This is a genomic window from Nitrospirota bacterium (genome assembly GCA_040757335.1).
Classification (GTDB): domain Bacteria; phylum Nitrospirota; class Nitrospiria; order 2-01-FULL-66-17; family 2-01-FULL-66-17; genus JBFLXB01.
The window spans coordinates 88242-110279 of sequence record JBFLXB010000001.1 but is presented as its reverse complement, the minus strand read 5'-3'; the positions used below and the strand labels follow the sequence as shown (position 1 = coordinate 110279).

Annotated in this window: 22 protein-coding genes; 1 reads left to right on the top strand and 21 read right to left on the bottom strand. The window is 65.7% G+C overall.

The window, feature by feature from the left end; translation table 11 throughout:
• Positions 1–168 precede the first annotated feature (168 nt).
• The 5 genes from AB1451_00560 to AB1451_00540 all read right to left on the bottom strand — a co-directional run bounded on the left by AB1451_00560 (position 169) and on the right by AB1451_00540 (position 5224).
• Entirely contained in the window at positions 169–1797 is a 1629-nt protein-coding gene (locus tag AB1451_00560) for an NAD(P)-binding protein (protein MEW6681403.1), read from the bottom strand.
• Positions 1787–2797 carry a thiamine pyrophosphate-dependent enzyme gene (locus AB1451_00555; protein MEW6681402.1) on the bottom strand — a complete coding sequence of 337 codons (1011 nt, stop codon included), beginning with the start codon at positions 2795–2797 and terminating at the stop codon, positions 1787–1789. Before AB1451_00555 ends, AB1451_00560 begins: the two co-directional genes overlap by 11 nt.
• Positions 2794–4032 (bottom strand): transketolase C-terminal domain-containing protein, encoded by a 1239-nt coding sequence (locus AB1451_00550; GenBank protein ID MEW6681401.1) that lies wholly within the window; start codon positions 4030–4032, stop codon positions 2794–2796. The genes AB1451_00555 and AB1451_00550 overlap by 4 nt, the downstream gene beginning before the upstream one ends.
• Positions 4016–4627, bottom strand: a complete 612-nt coding sequence (locus AB1451_00545; protein ID MEW6681400.1) for a 2-oxoacid:acceptor oxidoreductase family protein — start codon at positions 4625–4627, stop codon at positions 4016–4018. Before AB1451_00545 ends, AB1451_00550 begins: the two co-directional genes overlap by 17 nt.
• Before the next feature lie 396 nt (positions 4628–5023).
• Positions 5024–5224, bottom strand: a complete 201-nt coding sequence (locus AB1451_00540; protein ID MEW6681399.1) for a hypothetical protein — start codon at positions 5222–5224, stop codon at positions 5024–5026.
• A gap of 75 nt (positions 5225–5299) precedes the next feature.
• Between AB1451_00540 and AB1451_00535 the strand changes: the two genes are divergently transcribed.
• On the top strand, positions 5300–5491 hold the full coding sequence (locus AB1451_00535; protein MEW6681398.1) for a hypothetical protein: 192 nt from the start codon (positions 5300–5302) through the stop codon (positions 5489–5491).
• A gap of 22 nt (positions 5492–5513) precedes the next feature.
• Here the strand turns inward: AB1451_00535 and AB1451_00530 are convergent, their stop codons facing one another.
• The 16 genes from AB1451_00530 to AB1451_00455 form a co-directional block, all read right to left on the bottom strand.
• Positions 5514–6083 carry a four helix bundle suffix domain-containing protein gene (locus tag AB1451_00530; GenBank protein ID MEW6681397.1) on the bottom strand — a complete coding sequence of 190 codons (570 nt, stop codon included), beginning with the start codon at positions 6081–6083 and terminating at the stop codon, positions 5514–5516.
• 573 nt (positions 6084–6656) lie between these two features.
• On the bottom strand, positions 6657–7160 hold the full coding sequence (locus AB1451_00525; protein MEW6681396.1) for a DUF2283 domain-containing protein: 504 nt from the start codon (positions 7158–7160) through the stop codon (positions 6657–6659).
• Positions 7157–9856 (bottom strand): cation-transporting P-type ATPase, encoded by a 2700-nt coding sequence (locus tag AB1451_00520; GenBank protein ID MEW6681395.1) that lies wholly within the window; start codon positions 9854–9856, stop codon positions 7157–7159. Before AB1451_00520 ends, AB1451_00525 begins: the two co-directional genes overlap by 4 nt.
• Positions 9853–11508 (bottom strand): cation:proton antiporter family protein, encoded by a 1656-nt coding sequence (locus AB1451_00515; GenBank protein MEW6681394.1) that lies wholly within the window; start codon positions 11506–11508, stop codon positions 9853–9855. Before AB1451_00515 ends, AB1451_00520 begins: the two co-directional genes overlap by 4 nt.
• Before the next feature lie 105 nt (positions 11509–11613).
• Positions 11614–12456, bottom strand: coding sequence for a universal stress protein (locus AB1451_00510; protein MEW6681393.1), 843 nt, complete (start codon positions 12454–12456; stop codon positions 11614–11616).
• Positions 12457–12485: 29 nt separating this feature from the next.
• Positions 12486–13541, bottom strand: a complete 1056-nt coding sequence (hypE, locus tag AB1451_00505; GenBank protein MEW6681392.1) for a hydrogenase expression/formation protein HypE — start codon at positions 13539–13541, stop codon at positions 12486–12488.
• Entirely contained in the window at positions 13538–14680 is a 1143-nt protein-coding gene (gene hypD / locus AB1451_00500; protein ID MEW6681391.1) for a hydrogenase formation protein HypD, read from the bottom strand. The genes hypE and hypD overlap by 4 nt, the downstream gene beginning before the upstream one ends.
• A complete protein-coding gene (locus AB1451_00495) occupies positions 14677–14928 on the bottom strand; it encodes a HypC/HybG/HupF family hydrogenase formation chaperone (GenBank protein MEW6681390.1) in 252 nt (83 codons plus the stop codon). The genes hypD and AB1451_00495 overlap by 4 nt, the downstream gene beginning before the upstream one ends.
• Before the next feature lie 10 nt (positions 14929–14938).
• Positions 14939–17419 carry a carbamoyltransferase HypF gene (hypF, locus tag AB1451_00490; protein MEW6681389.1) on the bottom strand — a complete coding sequence of 827 codons (2481 nt, stop codon included), beginning with the start codon at positions 17417–17419 and terminating at the stop codon, positions 14939–14941.
• On the bottom strand, positions 17416–17679 hold the full coding sequence (locus AB1451_00485) for a hydrogenase maturation nickel metallochaperone HypA (protein ID MEW6681388.1): 264 nt from the start codon (positions 17677–17679) through the stop codon (positions 17416–17418). The genes hypF and AB1451_00485 overlap by 4 nt, the downstream gene beginning before the upstream one ends.
• A complete protein-coding gene (locus AB1451_00480; protein ID MEW6681387.1) occupies positions 17672–18151 on the bottom strand; it encodes a hydrogenase maturation protease in 480 nt (159 codons plus the stop codon). Before AB1451_00480 ends, AB1451_00485 begins: the two co-directional genes overlap by 8 nt.
• A 10-nt stretch (positions 18152–18161) precedes the next feature.
• Positions 18162–18857: an ankyrin repeat domain-containing protein gene (locus tag AB1451_00475; GenBank protein ID MEW6681386.1), complete on the bottom strand. Its 696-nt coding sequence runs from the start codon at positions 18855–18857 to the stop codon at positions 18162–18164.
• A gap of 28 nt (positions 18858–18885) precedes the next feature.
• The gene (locus AB1451_00470) at positions 18886–20133 is read right to left on the bottom strand and encodes an FAD-dependent oxidoreductase (GenBank protein MEW6681385.1); all 1248 of its coding nucleotides are present in this window, start codon (positions 20131–20133) and stop codon (positions 18886–18888) included.
• 15 nt (positions 20134–20148) lie between these two features.
• Entirely contained in the window at positions 20149–20979 is an 831-nt protein-coding gene (locus AB1451_00465) for a hypothetical protein (GenBank protein MEW6681384.1), read from the bottom strand.
• 9 nt (positions 20980–20988) lie between these two features.
• Positions 20989–21348: a hypothetical protein gene (locus AB1451_00460; GenBank protein ID MEW6681383.1), complete on the bottom strand. Its 360-nt coding sequence runs from the start codon at positions 21346–21348 to the stop codon at positions 20989–20991.
• Positions 21349–21433: 85 nt separating this feature from the next.
• Positions 21434–22030: a hypothetical protein gene (locus tag AB1451_00455; GenBank protein ID MEW6681382.1), complete on the bottom strand. Its 597-nt coding sequence runs from the start codon at positions 22028–22030 to the stop codon at positions 21434–21436.
• Positions 22031–22038: the final 8 nt, after the last annotated feature.

Here is a 22038-nt window from a genome sequence, read left to right as displayed (position 1 = left end):
TCAGGACCAGAGTGGGGTGAACTCTTAGCCGCGTCTGAAGAGACGCGGAGCCTGTTCAGGAAGGGTCAGATGCAAGGCGGAGCGAGCGCCCGCACCGCAGCGTACTGGGTCGTACGTGAGGAGCGGACGCGCAGCGACAACGCAGCAGATGACCTTCCTGGACAGGCTCTACACCACTTCGTCGATCATGTCGATCGCGCCGCACGGACACTCCTCTGCGCACATCCCGCAGCCCTTGCAGTAGTCGTAATTGATCGCGTATCCCGCTGAAGGGTCGAGCTTGATCACCGCGTTGTCGGGACACACGCCGTAGCAGTTGTCGCAGCGAAAGCAGTTCCCGCACGACAAGCAGCGTCGCGCCTCCAACAGGGCGGTGTTCTCGTCCAGACCCCCGACTACTTCGTCGAAGCTCGAGCGCCGCCGAGCCAGTGCCAGAAGCGGCTGCTTGGCTTGCGGGGCGTCGGTGTAGTACCAGGGGTTGAGCCGTTCGAAGGTGGCCGGCGGGGGCGCCACGGGCGCTAGGTATCGCGTCCCTTTGAGCCACGCGTCGATATTCCGCGCGGCCGTCCTGCCGTGGCCGGTCGAGGCCGTGACGGTGCGCTCCGACGGTACCATGTCCCCGCCCGCGAAGACGCCCGGATGCCCGGTCATCATGGTCTCGTCCACCGCGATCACGCCGTCGGGCCGAACCACGACGCCTTCCACGTTGCGGAGAAACCCCGGGTCGACTTGCTGGCCCACGGCCAGGACGACGGTGTCGGCCGTTAGTTCCTCGAACCGGCCCGTGGGGACCGGACGGCCCTGGCTGTCCAGTTCCATGGCCTCGACGCGCAACCGGCCGTCCTCGAATCCCGCGATCGACTCCAGCCAGCGGATCACCACGCCTTCTTCGAGCGCTTCCGCCACCTCGAAGTCGCGAGCCGACATGTGCGGCCGGTCCCGCCGGTAGATGATGACCGCCTCCTCCGCGCCGAGGCGCTTGGCGGTTCGCGCCGCATCGACCGCGGTGTTGCCGCCCCCGTACACGGCCACGCGGCGGCCGATCCGGATCGGGCCTCCCGACTCGACCGCGCGGAGCAGACCGACCGCGTCCACCAAACGCCGCGCGTCGCGGGACGGGATGTCCACGCGGCGGCCGATCTGGGCGCCCACCGCCAGGAACACGGCGTCGAAAGACCCGTGCCGCATCGTGGCGGCAAGGTCATCGACGCGCCGGTTGATGACGAACCGCACGCCGAGGTCCACGATGCGGGCGATCTCCGCGTCCAGGACCTCGCGCGGCAATCGGTACTTGGGAATCCCGAAACGCATCATGCCGCCCGGCTTGGGCCCCGCGTCGAACACCTCCACGGAATGTCCCATCCGTGCCAGGTGATAGGCGGCGGACAGCCCGCTCGGCCCGGCCCCCACCACCAGTACCCTGCGGCCGGTGGCCGGCGTTGCGTTTTCGCGCCAGCCGTTCTTGATGGCAAGGTCACCCAGGAACCGCTCCACCGAGTGGATGCTCACGGCTTCGTCGAGCTGGGCGCGGTTGCACGCGCTCTCGCAAGGGTGGTAGCAGACGCGGCCGTGGATCGCGGGCATGGGGTTTTCCTTCACCAGTGCGCGCCACGCCTCCTCGTACCGGCCTTCCTCCGCGAGGTAGAGCCAGCCCTGGATGTCCTCGCCCGCGGGACAGGCGTGGTTGCACGGCGCCAGACGAGAGACGTACACCGGACGCTTGGTCCGCCAGTTGCCGGTCTGATTGGCCAGGCTGCTGCTGGGATCCAGCGTGATGGCGAACGGCTTACGCTCCACCGGATGCCCCCTCTTCCCACAGTCCATACTCCGCGATGTTCCCATCGGCGATTGCCTGAATCCCTGCGATCGCCTCGCGGTTCGGCGGGTCGCCGAACAGGTGCTTGAAGCGTCCCTGCAGCTCGAGATAGCGCTCGACCGGGACGCGCCGCCGAATGGGCGTGCGGCCGGTCACCCGGCCGAACTCCGCCTCGAACAAGGGGAACAGCCCGCACTCCATCGCCAACCGCGCCACGGTGATGGTCTTCGCCGGGTCGTGGGCCCACCCCAACGGGCACGGCACGAAAATGTGGACGTACCGCGCGCCGCGCATGCCGGCCGCCTTGGTCATCTTCGCTTCGAGGTCCTGCAGATCCGCCACCGACGCAGTCGCCACATAGGGAATCCCATGCGCCATGGCGATCTTGGGGAGGTTCTTGCCGGTAGCGAACGCATTGCCGGGATGACCGGCCGCCACCGGGGTCGTCATGGTCCGTGCGGCGGGCGGCGTGGAGCCGGAGCGCTGCACGCCCGTGTTCATGTAGGCCTCGTTGTCGTAACAGACGTACAAGACGTCGTCGTTGCGCTCGAACATTCCGGACAAACAGCCGAACCCAATGTCCACGGTTCCACCGTCCCCGCCCTGGGCCAGGACCAGCGTGTCGGATCGGCCCTTGGCTTTGAGCGCGGCGGCCACGCCGGAAGCCACCGCGGGCGCGTTGCCGAACAGCGAGTGCAGCCAGGGGATGCGCCACGAGCTTTCGGGATAGGGGCTCGAAAACACTTCGAGGCACCCGGTCGCGTTGACCGCGATCAACCGATTGTTCGCCGCGCGCATGGCCGCGTCCACCGCGTACCGTGCGCCCAACGCTTCGCCGCAGCCTTGGCAGGCGCGGTGGCCGGAGGTGAGCGAGTTGGTCCGTTCCACGCTCGACTGCACCGTGCGTTCGTCCTCGGACAGGAGACGATTTCCCACGGTGAACGTGCCGGTCTGATAGAACTTGATGCGTTCGGTGCTCATCGGCCGCTCACGTCGCGCAGCACGTTCAGCGCCGCGGGGCCCGACCGCCGGCGCTCGCGCTGCCGCGCGATCTCGCGATCCACCACCCCTTCTTGAAGATCCAGAAAGTGCGGCTCATCGAGCGCGTCGTCGCGAGCCCGCTCGATCACGTCACGCAGCGATGCGCTCGTGATGGGCCTGCCGCCAAGCCCCGCGATCACGGTGTAGACCGCGACGCCCGAGGCGTTCATCGCCAGTTTCACGTCGGCGGACACGATGCCCCCCAGGCCCAGCGCCAGGTCCTTCTCGACCACGACCACTCGCCGCGCGTGGCCGATTGCGTTGCGTAATGCCTCGGCCGGAAACGGGCGGTAGGAGACGAGCTTCACGCACCCCACGGCCGAGCCGGCTTCGCGAAGTGCGTCGACCGTGTCTTTAATGGTGCCGATTACCGAACCAAGCGCCACCACGATCGTATCGGCGTCTTCGGTCCGATACGAAGCCACCAGCCCGCCAGACCTCCGCCCGAACCGGTCCGCAAACTCGTCGGCCAGTTCCGGAATCACGCCGAGCGCCCGGAGTTGCGCGCGATGCGCCAGGTACCGAACCTCCATGAAGGCCTCGGGGCCAACCATCGAGCCGATCGTCACAGGGTCATTCGGATCGAGCAGTTGGACCGGCTCGAACGGCGGCAGATACGCGTCGACCGCGGCTTGGTCGGGCAGATCGACCGCCTCGAACGCGTGGGTGAGGACAAACCCGTCCACGCAGACCATCACCGGCACGCTCAACGCTTCAGCCAAACGGAAGGCCTGGACGTGCAGGTCCACCGCTTCTTGATTAGATTCGGCATGCAGTTGGATCCACCCCGAATCCCGCAGCGCTATGCTGTCCGAGTGATCGTTCCAGATGTTGATCGGCGCGCCGATCGCCCGGTTGCCGATGGTCATGACGATCGGTAGTCCCAATCCCGAGGCGTTGTACACGGCCTCTGCCATGAACAGGAGGCCTTGGCTGGCGGTAGCCGTGTACGTCCTGGCGCCCGTGGCGGACGCACCGATCAGCGCGCTGAGCGCCGCGAACTCGGACTCCACGGTCAGGAATTGGCACGTGCCCACCTCACCGCGTCGCACCATCGCGGACAAGGCTTCCACGATGTGGGTCTGCGGCGTGATGGGATAACAGGAGATGACTTCGGGTCGGCAGCGCGCCACCGCCCAAGCCAGGGCCTGCGAGCCTTCAATCTGCTTGAGCACGAGAACGTTCCTCCGAGTCCGCTACCGAGACAGCGCCCTTTTCGTGGACTGCGGCAAACGCCGCGTCGGCCGCGGCCGCGTTGGTTTCCCCGACTCGCCCCGGAAACCGTTGGCGGATCGCCCGGACGACCGACGCCAGGCTCACCGCGCCCGTCGCGGCCGCGAACGCGCCGAGCAGCGCGGCGTTCGGCAGCGGCCGTCCCGTGTGTGCTCGCGCAAGGTCCGTGGCCGGCACCGTGATCAACCGCCCCGGTGGAAGACGCTCAGCGAGTTCCGAGATGCCCAGTTCACCGGGACTTCGGCTGGAGTTCAGAATCACGTAACCCGAAAGCGAGAGGCCCGCGAACAGATCCACGTGGTGGAGCAGCGTGGGATCCTGCACGACCACGGCGTCCGGGTGCGTCACGGGCTCGCGGGAACGGATCGGCTGGTCATCGATCCGGCAAAACGCCACCACCGGCGCCCCCATGCGCTCGGACCCGAAGCTCGGAAACGCCTGAGCGTGCTGGCCGCCGTAGAAGGCCGCGACCGACAGCAATTCAGCCGCGGTCACCACCCCCTGGCCGCCACGGCCATGAATCCGGACTTGGAACATCGCACCCTCGCTTCGAGCTCGACGTCAAGCTTCTACTAAGGCAGACGCTAGCACGAATCTCAGATGACAGGGATCACTCGAAGGAGTGATATCAGCGAGAATTGCGGGTGAACCACTAGGTGCCGCCCGTGGCCCGTCAGACAGATCGACCGATTATCTTGTCGTAGTCAGCATGGGTGCCGATCCAAATCCAGTAAATCCCTTCAGCCACATCGAGCCCAAGCGCCCGATAGTGATCTCCGACCCGCACCGACCGGAGCTCCCCAATGCGTTTGAAGTGCAGCGACGGGTGCCGAGGATCAGCTTTCAGGAGAGCAAAGTTCTTGTCGGCCAGACGACGAATGTCATCCGGCAACGCTCGATATGAAGCCCAGAACTTAGGAGAGGCGAGATGCCTCAAAGCTCGCGAGCTTTGCCGGCTTTGTAGTCGGCGAGGGCTTCGGCAATGAGGCCGCTGAGCTTCCCGGCCTTGAGGTCGGCTTCGATCTGTTTGTCCCAAACGCGCGCGTCGAACTCCAAGAACCACGCCCGGAACTTGGCAAGCTCTTCCGGCGAGAGATTCTGAATCCGGCTTTCCAACTGCTCAACTTCGCTCATACGTCTCTCCGAAACAAGCAAACAATATCACAGAAATTCCCTTGCCAGCCAGTCCGGGGGCTCCGGTGGATCTTGGTGGAGACCTCGATCCATGCCATCAATGGCGCTCCGCAGTTTCGGAGTCTCTATTGGCGGATCCAGCGTAAGCATGGGACGAATACCGCGCGGGTGGCCGTCGCCCGGGCGGTGTTGAAGACGATCTACGCGATGCTCAAGGCAGGACAGCCGTTTGAGGCTCGGTCTCGGCGGCTGGCGGTCGCCGGCTAGACCACAGATTCCGAAAACCGGCTCACGGCTCCGCGCGTCTCCTCGCCTGCCGCTCACGGTACAACCGCTCCGTAAACCCGCCCTCTTTGAGAAAGGTCTGCTCCAGCGTTTGCAACTGCCGCCCGAGCAAAAAGCTGGCTTGGTTAATCAGACAAATGAGCGTGTTCGCCGCCACCTCGGGCGAAGCCGTTGCCATGCAGTACGGGTCAGACCCGTCCGACTGGTCCGACTTGTCAGACTGGTACTTCTTTCTCACTTCCAAAGCTTCTCGTGAATCCTTGCTCCAGATCCGCAGCCCGCGCTGGCGCAAAAAGTCCTGGTAGTCCAGAAGCAGTTCCTCCAGGCTGGCCCGGGCCACGCCGGTGAGCTTGAGTTCGGTCTTCTTCGAGGTGGCGGAGGCCATACTGCCCTCAGCGATATTCTGCACCCCGCTGCGCGCGGCTTGAATCATTTGGTCGTATGTGCGGGAGCGCTTATCGATGAACCGGCCGCAGAAGATCACGGTGGCGTCATACACCAATTGCGCGGACTGAAAACTTCGCAACTTGCGGTAGCCGCCATGCGGCGGGATCAAACGCTGAGCACCCGACATGGTTCCCTCCCGGTCTGTGTCGGACCTCTTACCAGGCCGACTCCTGCCCTGTCCAACACGTCCTACGTGTCCCACCCGTCTGACCGTACAGCACCCCGGTTCTGGCTGTGGCGCGGTCCGCGAGCACGCCCACACTCCTTATGGTCTCGACGTCGCAGCGGCCATAAGGCTCTGATTTGTGGGGCCAGCTGCTGCATTAACCAGTGAATCCGAGAAGATGACGGCGCTCAGCTCGTGATTAACTGGTGTCCCTCGGACGTGTGCTGCGATGGTTTTCTTGAAGTCAGCGTGGGTTCTCCGGATCTCATCACAAAGCGTCATGAGTTGTTGGATCGTCTGCCCCGTCTTCAGGTCCTGGCTGGCGATGTCTGGTATTCGGCGGAATTTCTGCCGCGAGACCGAAGTAGGTCCCTTCGCGGCTGTAGAGCAAGTCGCCGTGCCTCGGCTCGGTTCTTCGAATCCTTTCTCTGTACGTTGATTCCGAGACGCGGCGCGCTTCCCGCGTTTGAGGTCACAATTTGTGACATCAAATTGGAGGCACTGGCATCGAGCACCGGAGGTCCCGGTACCCGTCTACGGGGCTCGCTTCTTCTTTTTCCGATATTTGGGTTGCGTTTCCCGCACCACGTCCGGCCGGGAGGGCGTTGCGCGAATGATGGCGAGATCGATCAGATCGAGCGGATCACGGGTGGTACGTTTGCTGGCATCCAACACCTTGATCGCCACGATCCGCTTGTCTTTCGCGTAGTCGACGACGATCCCGTCGAGCTCCAGCGAATCGACGATCTCCGCGTCCTTCAAGAATTCGATGTTTAGCAGGTCGTGAACCGAATCGTATTCAATTCTCATCGCCCGCTCCCCTTCCAGTACCGCGTGACTGCAGCCGTCAGGTACCCAGTGACCACGTAACAGCATGTCTTCGGCGCGCACCCGATACCGCCGCTGAGCGACCACGCGGCCCCCGTAACCCTCCACCACTTGGTCCGGCGTACGGATCGTCTCCACCACCCACTCCCGCGGTATGCCCCGACGCGCCAGTTTCCGTTCGGCCAGTGGAATGATGTGGACTTCTTTCATCGACCGCTAAGCCACGACGTCGCATTTCGTTTGCGCACGATCCACTTGCGGGCCTCTTCCAGCACCAGCATGCCAACGGCAAATGGGATCACGAAGAGCCACGCGCCGAGCGCGATGGGCGCGGTGCCGAAGAACAGATTGCCCCACGGCGTGTAGTCGATGAGCAGGATCAATGCGACCTCCGCGGCGATGCCGGCAAGGATCAGCGGGTTGCTGAACAGGCCGAACGAGAAGGCGGACGCGCGGTGGTCGCGACAGGCGAACACGTTGACGACCTGCATCACGATGATCGCGGACAGGCAGGCCGTGGTGGCGTGCAGATACAAGGGATCGCTCCCGGAAAGCCGGTCCCCGTAAGCCCACGCTCCGCCCTCGAGCACCCAGAAGAACGCGCTCATGGCCGCGACCGCTTCCAGCCCCCCGAGGAACAGGTAGGCCCGAAGCAACAAGGGCCGGTCGAGCAATCGAGCGGTGCGCGGCCGCGGCGGGCGTTGCATGACTTGGTGATTCGGCGGCTCGGCGCCCAGCGCGAGCGCGGGCAGCATGTCGGTGCCCAAGTCGACAGCAAGAATCTGGATGATGGTGAGGGGTAATGGAATCTTGAACACCACGAACGCGAGGTAGGGCACGATTTCCGGGATGTTCGAGGTGAGGATGTAGGTGAGGAACTTGCGGATGTTGTCGAACACGGCGCGGCCTTCCTCCACCGCGGCCACGATGCTCGCGAAATTGTCGTCCACCAGCACCATGTCCGCAGCCTCGCGCGCCACGTCGGTCCCGGCAAGGCCCATCGCGATCCCGATGTCTGCTTTCTTGAGCGCGGGCGCGTCGTTGACCCCGTCGCCGGTGACCGCCACGATCTCCTTGCGCGCCTGTAACGCGGCCACGATGCGCAGTTTCTGGTCCGCGGTGACCCGCGCGAAGACGATCTCGGGCGCGGCCACGGCGAGTTGAAGCTGCGTGTCCGACAGCCTCCGGATCTCGTCTCCGGTGATCACCACCGGCGAAGGCGATCGGACCAACTCGATTTCGCGCGCGATCGCGAGCGCGGTGTGCGGGTGATCCCCGGTCACCATGACCACCCTGATGCCGGCGTCGCGGCACGTCCGGATCGCGCCGGGCACCTCAGGCCGCGGCGGGTCCTCCAACCCCACCAGACCCGAGAGAATCAGACCGCGCTCGAGCCCGGTCCGGTCCTCGCCGTCCGCCGCCGGACGATCCGCGCACGCGAGCACGCGCAACCCGCGGTCGGCCATCGCCTCCAAGGCGCGCGCCACCGCCGCCCGCCGCTCCTCGGTCAGCGCCAGCACCGCCTCGCCGTCCCGAATGCGATCGCACAGCGGAAGCACGGTCTCCATCGCGCCCTTGGTGTAGAGCGTCGGCCCTTCAGGCGTTCGGCACAACACGGACAGGCGCTTCCGATCCGCGTCGAACGGCACCTCGTCCATCCGCTGCGCCCGGTCCGCGTCCAATCCCGCCCGCCGCGCCGCGTCGGCCAACGCGATCTCCATGGGGTCTCCGACCACCTCCGGCCGGCCGTTGCGATCAACGGTTTTGAGGTCGTGGCACAAGCGTGCGACCTCGAGGACCTTCCGTGCCGCGAGCGACGCTCCCGCGCGCGCGACCAGACCGTCCGCATCCAGGACCTCGCCGGACACGAACGCCTGCTTGAGCGCCATGCGGTTCTGCGTCAGCGTGCCGGTCTTGTCCGTGCAGATCACGGTGGCGCACCCCAAGGCTTCGACCGACGCGAGCCGGCGCACCAACGCGTGGCGCCGCGCCATGCGCTGCGAGGCCATGGCCAGCGACAGCGTGACCGTGGGCAGTAATCCCTCCGGCACGTTCGCCACGATGATCCCGATCGCGAAGATGAAGTTGGCCCAGAACGGCAACCCGATCGCGCGGCCGATCACGAAGAAGACGACTCCCAGCGCCACCGCGAGGATCGCGACGACGCGGCTCAGGCGTACGATCTCGCGCTGAAGGGGTGAGAGCGCTTCTCCCGCGGTTTGGGTGAGGTGCGCGATGGTCCCGAACGCGGTGCGCATCCCGGTGGCGAACACCACCGCGCGCGCTCCACCCGAGACCACGGACGTACCCGCGAGCAGGACGTTTTTCGCGCGGAGCGGATCTTCCTCGGAACTGGGGCGGGCGTCCCGGGCCTTGGGCAGTGATTCGCCGGTCACTGTGGCGTTGTTGACCCGCACGCCCAACGCGTCGATCACGCGGCAGTCGGCGGGCACGTCGTCGCCCTCCTGCAACAGGATCACGTCGCCGGGAACCAGGTCTTCGGACGGTATCTCGGTCACGACCCGGTCGCGAAGAGCGCGGACCCGATGAGGGAGCAGACGCTGCAGCGCCAGTATCGCGCGTTCGGCGCGATACTCCTGCCAGAAGGAAAAGAGGCCGTTGATCAGGATCACGCCCACGATGGCCGCGCCCAAGGCGGCCATGCCTTGCCCCGGCTGGCGCCACTCCGCGATCAGCGCCAGGCCTGCGGCCACCCAGAGGATAAGCGCGAAGAAATGGGTGAGCCCCTTGGCGAACCGGATCGCCAGGGGACGCCTGGCGAGTTGCTCGACCCGGTTGGGGCCGAACTCCTTGAGCCGCCGAGCCGCCTGATCCTCGGTCAGGCCGTCGGCCGCGCTGTGGAGGCTGGCGAGCGCCTCGGGGGCCGTGAGGTGGTGAATTTTCACGCCCGACTGGCGCCGATGTCCGTGTCAGGCTCAGCAGCCGACGGACGCGCCGGCCTGGCCCCGGGCTCGGTCAGTAGGTCCACGGCCTGATCCGCCGCATCCGCGTACGGCAACAACACCAGATCCGCGCCGCTCTGTGCCAGGACGTCCCGATCCGCGACCGAGTGCGCGGTCAGCGCCACCTTGCCGGAATACCGATGGTGGCGAAGCGCGTGGAGCAGTGCCATGTTGACCTCGCGGACCGGCGTGGTGCTGACCACCCATCGCGTACGGCCGAGCGGGAGGTTCGCGGGAAATTCCGGGTCCTCGGCATCGCCGTAGTGCGTGGGGACGCCCAGGCTCCGGCAGCGCGCCACGGCTTCGGGGTCGAAGTCCACGCCCAGCACCGCGGCACCGCGCCGGCGAAGCCCCGCCACGATCCGGCTGCCGTACCGCCCCAGGCCGAACACGATCACGTCGGCCTGCGGAGCGGCGTCGGGCGAGTCAAGGGCTTCCTCGCGATGGGCCGTCCGGCGCTCGAACGCGCCGAGCCACGGGGCGAATCGCTCGTACAACACGTGGGAATAGAGGATCATGTATGTCGACAACGCGATCGTCACCAATCCCACCAGCGTGATCAACCCGAGCGCCCCCGAATCGATGTGGCCCAGGTCTCTTCCCAACGAGCCCAGGATGAACGAGAACTCGCTGATCTGAGCGACCGTCAGGCCCGTCAACAAGCCGGTGCGCTTGCGATATCCCATCGCCCCCATGATGATCATCACGATGAGCGGATTGCCGATCAGCACGAATAGCGACAGGACGAGCGCGGGACCGATCTGCGTATCGAGCAGCCCGATGTCCTGCTGGGCGCCGAGACTCACGAAGAAGAAGAGCAACAAGAAATCCCGTAACCCGACGAGACGAGACCCGATCGCCTCGCGGTACTGGGTCGAGGCCAGGGAAACACCCGCCACGAAGGCGCCGACCTCCTCGCCGAATCCCAGGGTTTCGGCGAGCGCGGCCAGCGACACGCCCCACGCGACCGCAAAGAGAATCAGGAGTTCGGTTGACGCGGCCAGTCGGTCGAGCAGCCGCGGAAGGACGTATCGCATCATCAGCGCGACACCCCCCAGGAAGGCGACACCCCCGGAAACGACTCCCAACATGCCGTAACCGAAAACGTCGTCCCGGCCGGCCGCTCCGAAGGCAGCCAGCACAATCATCGCCAGAACCACCACCAGGTCTTGGACGATGAGGATGCCCAGCGCGATGCGCCCGTGCAGCGCATCGATCTCGCGCTTGTCGGACAACAGCTTGACGATAATCACCGTGCTGGAGAACGTGAGGGCGACCGACACATACAAGGCCGGAATCGGCGCCAGCCCCAGCGCGAGCGCGATCGGGTAACCGGCGAGCGCGGTGAACACCACCTGTCCCGACCCCACCGCCAAGGCCACCCGGCCCAGGCTGCGGATCACGTGCAGGTCGAGCCTGAGCCCGACCACGAACAACAGCAGCGTGATCCCGATCTTCGCGAGCAGATCGACCTGGTCGGCCGACTGCACCCAGTGCAAGCCCGCGGGACCGACCAGGATGCCGACCGCGACGAACGCCACCACCAACGGTTGCCGCAACCACCGGGCGACGTATCCGCAGACCGCCGCGACCATCAGCAGGGCGGCGACCTCGGCAAAGACGTTATCGAAGACGGGCGCGCTCACCCTTCCCGTCGGCGGCGGGATCAGGGACCGGGCCGAGGACGCGAACCGTTCGGCTCACCGCACCACCAAGACGGCTTCACGGCTGTGTTTGACGACTTGATGCGAGACGCCTCCCAACAGGAAGCGGTTGAGGCCGGTGAGGCCCCTGGATCCGACGACGATCAGATGCGGCCGTTTCTGCGAGGCAACGTTCACGATCTTCTGGGCCGAGTGCCCCATCACCCACATGGCGTTCGTTCGGAGTCCGGATCGAGCCAACGGCTCGGAGTACTTCTTGGCGATGACTTGCATCAGCGCGCTGGACGGATGAGGATGAATCGGATATTCCCACACGTACATGACCGTTCCCTGGAGTTTCTTGGGAACGAACCGGGTTCGCAGAAATCGCACGGCTTTGTCCGAAGCCTTGGAACCGTCCACCGCCACCAGCACCCGCTTGAGCGCGCGGATTTTCTGCTTGACGACCAGGACCGCGCAGGGGGCGTACGTCACGATCTTCTGCGACACGCTCCCCAACAGGAAGCGTTGGATATTGCTCAGGCCGCGAGCGCCCACGATGATGAGATCCGCTTTCTCCTTCCGGGCGCGGGCCACGATCGTGTCGGCGACGGGCCCACGCGTGATGATCGCTCCGACCCGGCTCCACCGCTTCCGCACCCGCTCGAGGACCTGCGCGGTCAGCCGCTGCGCCAGCTCGAATTTCTTTTCGGCCATCGCCGCGCTCCCCTTCCGATACTTCTCCACCATCGACGGGGCGATCAACGCCTCCGTCACGGTCGGGACGTCCACCACGTGCATGATCTCGATCTCGGGTTCTTCGGCCAACGGAAGACCCACCAGCAGGTCCGTGGCCCAGCGCGAAAATTTGGAGCCATCGACCGCCACGATGATTTTCATCTCACCTCCTGTCGTCGGATGCCATTCCCTCAACAGATCCGGGGCAACTGCTCGCCGCTCAGCATATCGAGGATTCGGCGGGTTCCGATCGGGCTGCTGACCACGACCGTCGGATCGCCAGTGTGACTCACTCGGCCGATCAGGGCGGCGCCCGCGCCCAGCGGGTGGGCCTTCATCACGTCCCTCGCGCGTTCGAAATCCGCCTCGGGGACGAACGCGGCGAATCGGCCTTCGTTGGCCACGTACAGCGGGTCGAACCCGAGCAACTCGCACGCGCCTCGAACCTGGTCCCGAATCGGCACGCATCGCTCGTCGATCTCGATCGATACCCCGGCGGCCTCGGCGATCTCATTGAGCGCGCTCGCCAACCCGCCGCGCGTGAGGTCGCGCAGGCAGTGGATCTCCACGCCGGAGTCGATCATCGCGAGCACGAGCGAGGCCAGGGGCGCGGTGTCGCTCTCCAGCGTGGTCTCGAACTCCAGTCCCTCGCGGGCGGACATCACCGCGATCCCGTGCCGGCCCAGGTCCCCGCTCACCAGAATCGCGTCACCCGGTCGCACCCGGGTGGGAGCGATCGGATGACGGGCTTCGACGAGCCCCACGCCGGAGGTGTTGATGAACAGGCCGTCCCCCTTGCCCCGGTCCACCACCTTGGTGTCACCGGTCACGATCTGGACGCCGGCTTCATCCGACGCGGTTCGCATCGAACGTACCACGCGGGTGAGGGTTTCCACCGGCAATCCCTCTTCAATGATGAAGCTCGCGCTAAGGTAGATCGGACGAGCGCCGGCCATTGCAAGGTCGTTCACCGTGCCGTTGACCGCGAGCACACCGATGTCGCCTCCCGGGAAAAACAGGGGATTCACCACGTAGGAGTCGGTCGTGAACGCGAGCCGCGCGCCGCTGAGCACGGCCACCGCCGCGTCGTGACGGGTTTCGATCAACGGATTCCTGAACGCCGAGAGGAACACGTCCTCGATCAGCCGGTGCATCAAGCGCCCGCCGCCGCCGTGCGCGAGCAGGACGTGGGAATGGGTGATCGGGACGGGGCATGACAACGAAATGGATTGTTTGGGTGGACTCATCGCGGCGCTCCATTGGTCTCCCCTCCCCCCTTGCGGGGGAGGTAATGGGTGGGGGGTGATCGCCGATACCGATAGTAGGCGGCGCACGCGCCTTCGGACGAGACCATGGGCGCGCCCAACGGATGTTCCGGGGTGCATCGCGCCCCGAACGCGGGACAGTCGGTCGGGTTTTTCCCCCCCAGCAGGATCTCACCCGCGATGCACTCGGTGTCCCGGCTCTGCGCCAGCTGCTGCAACGGAAACCGTTGCAGCGCGTCGTGGCTCGCGTAACGCGGGCGCAGCGCCAGGCCGCTGCCAGGGATGTCTCCGATGCCGCGCCACGTCCGCCCCGCCACTTCGAAGACTTCCAGTACCATGGCCTGGGCCTGGGCATTTCCCTCCCGCCGCACGGTGCGGGCGTATTGGTTCTCGACCTCGGCCCGCCCGTTCTCCAATTGTTTGACGCACAGGTACACGCCCTGGAGGATGTCGAGCGGCTCAAAGCCCGTGACCACGATCGGCACTCGGAAGCATTGCGCCAACGGCTCGTACTCGGTGTAGCCCATCACCGCGCACACGTGGCCCGCGGCCAAAAACCCTTGGACGCGGTTGTTAGGTGAGGCCAGGATCGAGGACATCGCGGGCGGCACCAAGACGTGGGCGACCAGGACCGAGAAGTTGTCGACACCTTCGTGGCGCGCGCGATAGACCGCCATGGCATTGGCCGGCGCCGTGGTCTCGAACCCCACCGCGAAGAACACCACCTGTTTCGCAGGCTGCCGCTTGGCGAGCGCCAGCGCATCCAGCGGCGAATACACGATCCGCACGTCGCCCCCGCTCGCCTTCACGGCCAACAGATCCCGCGACGAACCCGGGACGCGCAACATGTCGCCGAACGAACAGAAGATGACGTCGTCCCGCGAAGCGATCTCGATGGCGGCGTCGATCAACTCGATCGGCGTCACGCACACCGGGCACCCCGGCCCGTGGACCAGGGTGAGGCCCTTCGGGAGCAGTTGGTCGATGCCGAATCGCACGATCGCGTGGGTCTGGCCGCCGCACACCTCCATGATGGTCCACGGCTTGGTGGTGATGCGCCCGATCGCGGTCGCGACCTCGGCGGCCGCGTCGGAATCGCGGTACTCGTCGACGAATCTCATCGGCCCCCGTCTTCCAGTTCCTTCAGCTCTCCCATCTCGTCGATGTACCGGAACACCCGGGAAGCCTCGGCTTCGTCCACCCGCGCGATCGCAAACCCGACGTGCACGATCACGTAGTCGCCGAGCCCCGCTTCCGGCACGAACGCGAGAGACACGTCTTTGACGATACCGCTGAAGTCCACGCGACCCGACCGGGTGACGCCTTCGCCGCCGATCTCAAGAATCCGGCCCGGAATACCAAGGCACATATCGATCCGGTTATGAAGGCCTGGAAAGTGCCACCCCCTCCCTTGCCCTCCCCCGTTGAGGGGGAGGGGAGGGTGGGGGGTGCAATTGCCTGGACGCCGCCACACCTTGTCCGAGCGCGAGGCCGCCATCGTTGGGCGGAACAGACCGGTGCCGGTAAACCCGGAACCCTGACGCGACGAGCCTGTCCAGCGCGCGTTCGGTCAGGTATCGATTCTGAAAGCACCCGCCGGTCAATACCACCCGCTCCTGCCCGGCGCGTTGTGCCACGGCCACGATCGCGTCGACGAGCGCGTCATGAAACGCCCGCGCCATCCATGACGCGGGGACGCCGCGTTCGAGGTCGTCGACTATCGCGAGGATCGTCGGGCCCCAATCAACCACGAGAACTCCACCCCGCTCCATGACCTCAATTGGATATGGCTCACCGGTAGACTGCGATTCCCCCCGATCCCCTGCCGGCAAATCCCCCCTTACCCCCCTTTGCCAAAGGGGGGATGGGGGGATTTTTCTCAAAGGAAGGTGAGGGGGGATTTCTTCCGCGGCGAACTCCAGTTCCATCGCGGCCTGGCCTTCGAACGTCGTAATCTGCCGAATCCCGATCAATGCTGAAACCGCATCAAAGAGCCGGCCGGCGCTCGATGTCACGGGCGAGTTGATCCCTCGGCCGAGCATCCGGCCCATAATCGCCCGGTCCGACTCGGAGAACGACGCAACCGGCGCCAGATCGGTCCGTTCAATGGCGCGCGTGCCGAACAGCTCGAACAACACGCCGAGCGCCGAGCGCCGCGGCTCCCGCACCGCGTGATCCGCACCAGGCAACCGAAACCGCCGGAGGTGGCCGATGCGGCGCCAGGACGCTCGATCCGCCACCAGAAACTCGCCGCCCCAGATCGTGCCGTCGGTTCCGTACCCGGTCCCGTCCCAGGCCACACCCAGCACCGGGCCGTCCAGCTCGTGTTCCGCCATACAGGACACGATGTGGGCGTGGTGATGCTGGATCGGGATCATGGCGCGCCCCGGTGCTCGCGCTTCGGGGGCCGCGGGATCATCCGGATGAAGGTCACAGACCAGCGCGTCGGGCGACACCCCGTGCAGCCAAGCCAGGTCCGCCGCGGTGCGGTGAAACACCACCCGGCTGTCCGGGTTGGCCAAGCTCCCGACGTGCTGGCTCAGCACGGTCCCGTTGCTTGTGACCACTGCCACGGCGTTCTTGTGCCCACCGCCCACGGCCAGCATCATCGGTCGGCTTGGCGTCCCGGGGACCGCAAGCGGCGCGTAGCCCCGACCCAGTCGAAGCACCACGCCCTCTCCCGCGATCACCCGTACCACGGAATCATCCGCGTGCCGTGCGATCGGGCGGTCGTGCACCAACAAGAGGTCCGCGATGTCGCGGAACCGCGCGACCGCCTCGTGCTCGCGCGTGCAGATCGGCTCATCGGACCGATTCCCGCTGGTGGCGACCACGGGGGTTCGCAGGTCGTGCATCAACAGGAGATGGAGCAGCGACGGGGGCAACATGACCCCGAGATGTGGGTTACCGGGCGCGACCGACGGAGCCACGTCCGACCGTCGCGCGGGCAGGATCACGATTGGGGCCTGGGCCGAACGCAGCAGCGAGGCCTCGACGTCACCCACGCGGCAGATCGACCGAACAACGTCGAGTGAGCCGCACAGAACGGCGAAAGGCTTGTCCGGCCGCTGCTTGCGGCGGCGGAGTTCGCGCACCGCGGCGTCATTCGAGGCGTCTGCCATCAAATGGAAGCCGCCCACGCCCTTGACCGCCACGATCAGCCCTCGCCGGATCGCGTCGGCCGCCTCGCGCAACGCGTCGTCGTCCGATGACAGGGTCCGCCCGTTCGTGTCCCACAACGCGAGCTGCGGGCCGCACGCGGCGCAGGCCACGGCCTGGGCGTGAAATCGCCGGGTCATGGGATCTTCGTAGTCGCGGCGGCACTCGGCACACAACGCGAAGGACGCCATAGTGGTATGCGCCCGGTCGTACGGCATCGATTGGATGATCGTGAACCGCGGGCCGCATTGCGTGCAGGTGGCGAATGGATAGCGGTAGAGCCGGTCTCCGGGATCGAACACCTCGGCCGTGCAGTCCCGGCACGGGGCTAGATCCTGCGGCACCTGGCTCTCCGCCGCTCCCGCCGCGTCGGACGGCTCGATCGAAAATCCCGAGACGCCCACCGCGGCCCCGGCCGTCATCTCCACGCGCCGGATCACCGCGTTCGGCGGAGGCTCCGACCGGAGGCGTCGCGCCAGCTCGTCGATGGCGCCTGCCTCACCCTCGACCTCGACGCAGACCCCAACCGGCGTGTTCTTGACCCAACCGGAAAGCCCCAACTCCGTGGCGAGCCGATACACGAACGGACGAAACCCCACGCCCTGCACCAGACCGCTGACCACCAGACAGCGCCGTTCCAGCAATGCCTGGGCCGACGCCGGCGCGCGCGGTGGGACCACGTCCGCTGAAGTCCGGATCATGTCTCGATCTCGATGCTGTCCAACCCTTCGTTGCGGTCGATGGGCCCCGCTTCCACCCCGACCTGGGTGATGACCAGTCGTGCGCCCTCGGCGATCGTGCCGCGCGCCGCATCGGCAAACCCTTCACGAATGTGCTCGATGGAGAGCGCCGATGCGGGACCCAGGCGCACGGTCACGCCGACCACGCGTTTGGCGCCGTCACGGCGCGCCACGGACGCCACGGTCCGAACGAGGGCAGTGAGCCACGCGGTTTCATGCATGGGCGGCGCACTCGACAAGGATCTGCTCGACCAGGTCGTCCAGCACCCGAGCCACCGCCGGGCTCATCACCTGTCCGAGATCGAAACGCGCTCCCACCACACCGTACACCACCAAGCGAGGCGGGAGTGCACCGATCGCGCAAGCCAACGCCACGGCGTCGCCCAAACCAAAGGCATGGGTCGACCCGCGAAACGCCGCGTAGGGAAGGGTGGCGCCGCAAACATCGTATCGCCGGATCGTACCCGGCATTTCTTTAGAGGCCATCGCGTCGACCACCACCGCCAGCTCGGCGTGGTTCCAGACCGCACACACATCCAGGACGTCACCGCGGTACGCCTTGACCTCGATGTCAGGCGCCCGCAGCTTCACACGCTCCGCAACCTCCAGCCCGAGGGCGTCGTCTCCCCGCCATGGGTTGCCCACCCCGATCACCACCCTCCGCAGCAGCCGAGGTCGCGGCTCCAGATGCACGTACGGCCTCTCACCGAGCCTTGAGCAACAGCCGCACCACGCTCAGATATCCTTCCTCGACCGCCAGATCGATTGCGGAGTCTCCGTACCGGTTCTCCGCGTTGACGTCCGCCCCCATCGCAAGCAGGGATCGAACAACGTCGACGTGCCCTTTCGACGACGCCAACATCAGCGCGGTGTCGCCGTCGATTGTGCGGGCATTGACCTCGGCGCCCGCCGCGAGCAAGGCGTTGACGATGCGGAGGTCCCCGTTCCAGGCCGCATCCATCAGCGCGGTATCGCCGCTTTCACGCGCCGCGTTCACGTCCGCGCCCGCAGTGACCAATAGGTCCAGGATGTCCACGTACCCGTTGAACGCGGCGTTCATCAGTGCGGTTTCCCCATACTCGTCCTGCGCGTTGACGTCGGCGCCCGCGGCCAGCAGCACCTTAACCGTCTCGGCGTAGCCGTTGACGGATGCGGCCATCAGCGCGGTCTTGGACGCGGGGTCCCTCGCATTGACGTTGACTCCCGCAGCCAGCAGCGTCTTGACCGTGTCGGTCTGGCCGCTCCACGCCGCGTCGAACAACGCCACCACCTGAGACTGGGTACTACGGCTGGGTTCAGCTTTTCTCGCCCCCGCCTCCTTCGGGACCACTCCCCACCCGCACACCACGAGCACCAATGTTCCCACGCACAACCCCACACGACCGACCGACGTCAGCATATCCTCGATACCTCCTGGTGACCGTCCTTTACGCTGGCCGCGTGAGCTTGGTGATCCCCAGCGAGCGAAGGATCGCCCGCTCGTAGAACGGCTCGCTCACCCCGCGCTTCATCTTGTACAAAAAGTACTTTTCCAGCCCCGCCTTGGCGAGATGGACCCACTTGCCCTTTTTGGCCCACGTCACGTCCCGAGGCGGTATCTCTGGCAGGGCGACGAACGCCACCCCGGTATCGCCCATATCCGCGAGGCAGATCGCGTTCCACGTCGCGGTCTCGCGTTTGGGATCGTTCTCGATGTCGGCCTTGATGTTGTGGACGGCCGCGGCAACCATGGATTCGATCATATAGCCGGTCTTGGGCGCACCGGTGGGGATCGGCGTCTGCTCAACCGGCGGGATCGCGACGCAGACGCCCACCGCGTAGATATTCTTGTGCGTGGGGTTGGCCTGGTAGGCATCGACCGTGACGAAGCCTTTGGGGTTGCACAACCCGGGCGTGGCCGCGACCGCGTCGACGCCGGCGAACGGCGGGATGAACATCGCGTACCGGAACGGAATCTCTTGCCCTGTTTCCAGAATCACCCGACCCGGTTGTACTTCGCGCATCGCGACGCCGGTCACCGGGGTGATCGAGTGATCGGCGAACTCGTCCTCCATCAGGCGCCTGGATTTCCCGACCCCCGCGAGCCCCATGTGGCCGGCGTACGGTTCGGGCGTCACGAACGTGATCGGCACCTTGCGCCGAATCCGTTTTTTTCTGAGATCCGTATCCAGGATGAAGGCCATTTCGTACGCGGGGCCGAAACACGACGCACCTTGCGCCGCTCCTACCACGATCGGGCCCGGATCCTTGAGGAAGGCTTGATAGGTGCCCCACGCCTGTTCGGCGTGATCAACCGTGCAGATCGATTGGGTGTACGCGCTCGGCCCCAGCCCCGGCACGGCGCCGAAGTTCAACTTGGGGCCGGTGGCGACGATGAGGTAGTCGTACGGCACCTCGCCCCGCGCCGTGACCACCACGCTCCGAGCCGGGTCGATTCGGTCGGCCGCGGCGTGGAGGAACTCGATTCCTTTTTTCCTCAAGACCGGCGCCAGGGGAAAGCTGATGTCCTTGCGCGTCCGCCATCCGACCGCGACCCAAGGGTTGGAAGGCACGAAATGGAAGTAATCGACGTTGGACACCACGGTGACTTGATGCGCCTTGCCGAGCGCCTTACGGCACTCGTACGCGGCCGGTAGTCCGCCGATCGAAGCCCCGATGATCACCACCCGCGCCATGTCGCATCCTCCCAGTCAGTACCGGTACCCGACACTCCCCCACACCAGGTTGTCTTGCGCGTCTCCCGCGTCGGCCGTCACCAATGAATACGCGTACTCGACGCGGGCGAAGAGTGATTCGGCCACCCCCTGTTCCCAACTCGCCGACAGCGTGTGGGTTGTGGTGTCGTCCTTGAAGGCGACCTGATTGGCCCCAAAGGTCGATGACGGCCGGCGCCCCCGCCCGTTTGAGGGCGTTGGGGTGGCCGCGGATTCGTAAAAGACGCTCTGGCCCACCGCAACGCCGTAGCCCAATCCGATCCACGTGCTGTCATCCGGTTGAAACTCCCCATCCACTGTGAACCGGTTGCCGCGCGAGCTGTACGTCGACACCTCGGCCGCGCGGCTCGCATAGCGGTACCCAGCTCTCAACGAGAACCGCGGCGCGAACCGCTCTCGAAGCCCGAGCGAAAACTCGTACACCGTGGCGTTGCGCTCGTCGTCTCCGTACCAGCGTCGGCCCGCGCCAGCACCAACGGTGAACGACGTCGCCGTGCCCCGAGAGAAGCGGCCCGACGACCTGACGGACAGAGCATTGACCGTCAGGTCGTCGAACTCGGCATAATACGTACCGCTGTAGGCGCCGTTCAACGTGACTCTCAGCCTCTCAGCCACCCGGTTCAACACGCCGGCGGTCAACCACGACGTGCCGAACATCGAGCCTTCTCGCTGTTCCGCCGAGGTCGCGTTATTCAGGTTGTCGTCGTACCCTCCCCCCGCGCCCAGATCGACCAGCAACGCCGGCGACGCCGCCCAAACCGGAGTTGACGCCGCGAGCACCCAGAGCGCGGGGACGAGACGTCTCATGTAAGAGCGTTATGGCTTCCCGCCGCCAGGCCCCATCCCCATTCCGGGCCCCATCCCCATTCCGCCCCCCGTCATCGGCGGTTCGTCAGGGAGTGTCACTCCGCGTTCCTTGGCGCGTACCTCCATCTGCTCGTGGTGTTGTTTTCGGATCTGTTCTCTCTCCTCGGCAGTCTTCGCGGCGCGCATCTTCGCCTGATATTCAGCGCGCTCCTGCTCCGTCATCAATTGGCTGCCGTAGATCTGCTCCTGTCCTTGCGTTTCCGTCGCAATCTGTTGTTGGCTTTTCTCCTGATCAGCGGCCGCAACGAAGCCGACCGATAAGAGAAGCACGCTTGCGGCTGCGGCCGCGCCCCAGAATCTTCGTTTCATCTTTTTGCCTCCTTTTTAGTAGAGTGTGCGTTGCACGGAGAGGCCGACTGATGGCCCGCCACCTTCAGCAGCGCCATGATCGCCGTTAGTTTCCACCCTTCCCACTCCCGCCGGGTCCAGGCCCACCACCGGGCGCAGGCGATCCCAGACCTCGCTCCATCTCCCGTTTCTCAGCTTGCTCGCGTTCCCGGGTCTTCTGCTGCTCCATCGCCGTCAACTGGTTCTCCACGCGGGTACGTACCTGATTCCCCAGCTCCTGATCGCTCACAGCCAGGCGCTTTTGATCGCGTTCGCGGGCTTGCTCGCGCACTGCGCTCTCGACCATGTTGCGGGCTTCCTTGTCAGTCACGCCCTGGCTCATCGCCCGGTTCATGCTCCGGACCGTCTCCCTGAGGCACTCCGCTTTGCAGTTGTTCTGCAGGGCCGTGCGAATCGTGGCGCGCACCTGCTCCCCTCCGCCCTTCTGCTGGAGGTACTGCTTCAGTTCGGGGTCCAGCGCGTCCAACTCTTGCTGGGACAGGTTCGTGTCCTTGTGGATTTGATCCCGCAACTGCAAGAGGTCACGATCCTGGTCACGCGTTTGATCCTGGTCAGCGGCCCACGCTGCGCCGGACCCACCAACGCTCAGCACAAACGCCACAGCCAAGCTCCAATATGTTGATTGGACGAATTGCCTTCTCATATCGACCT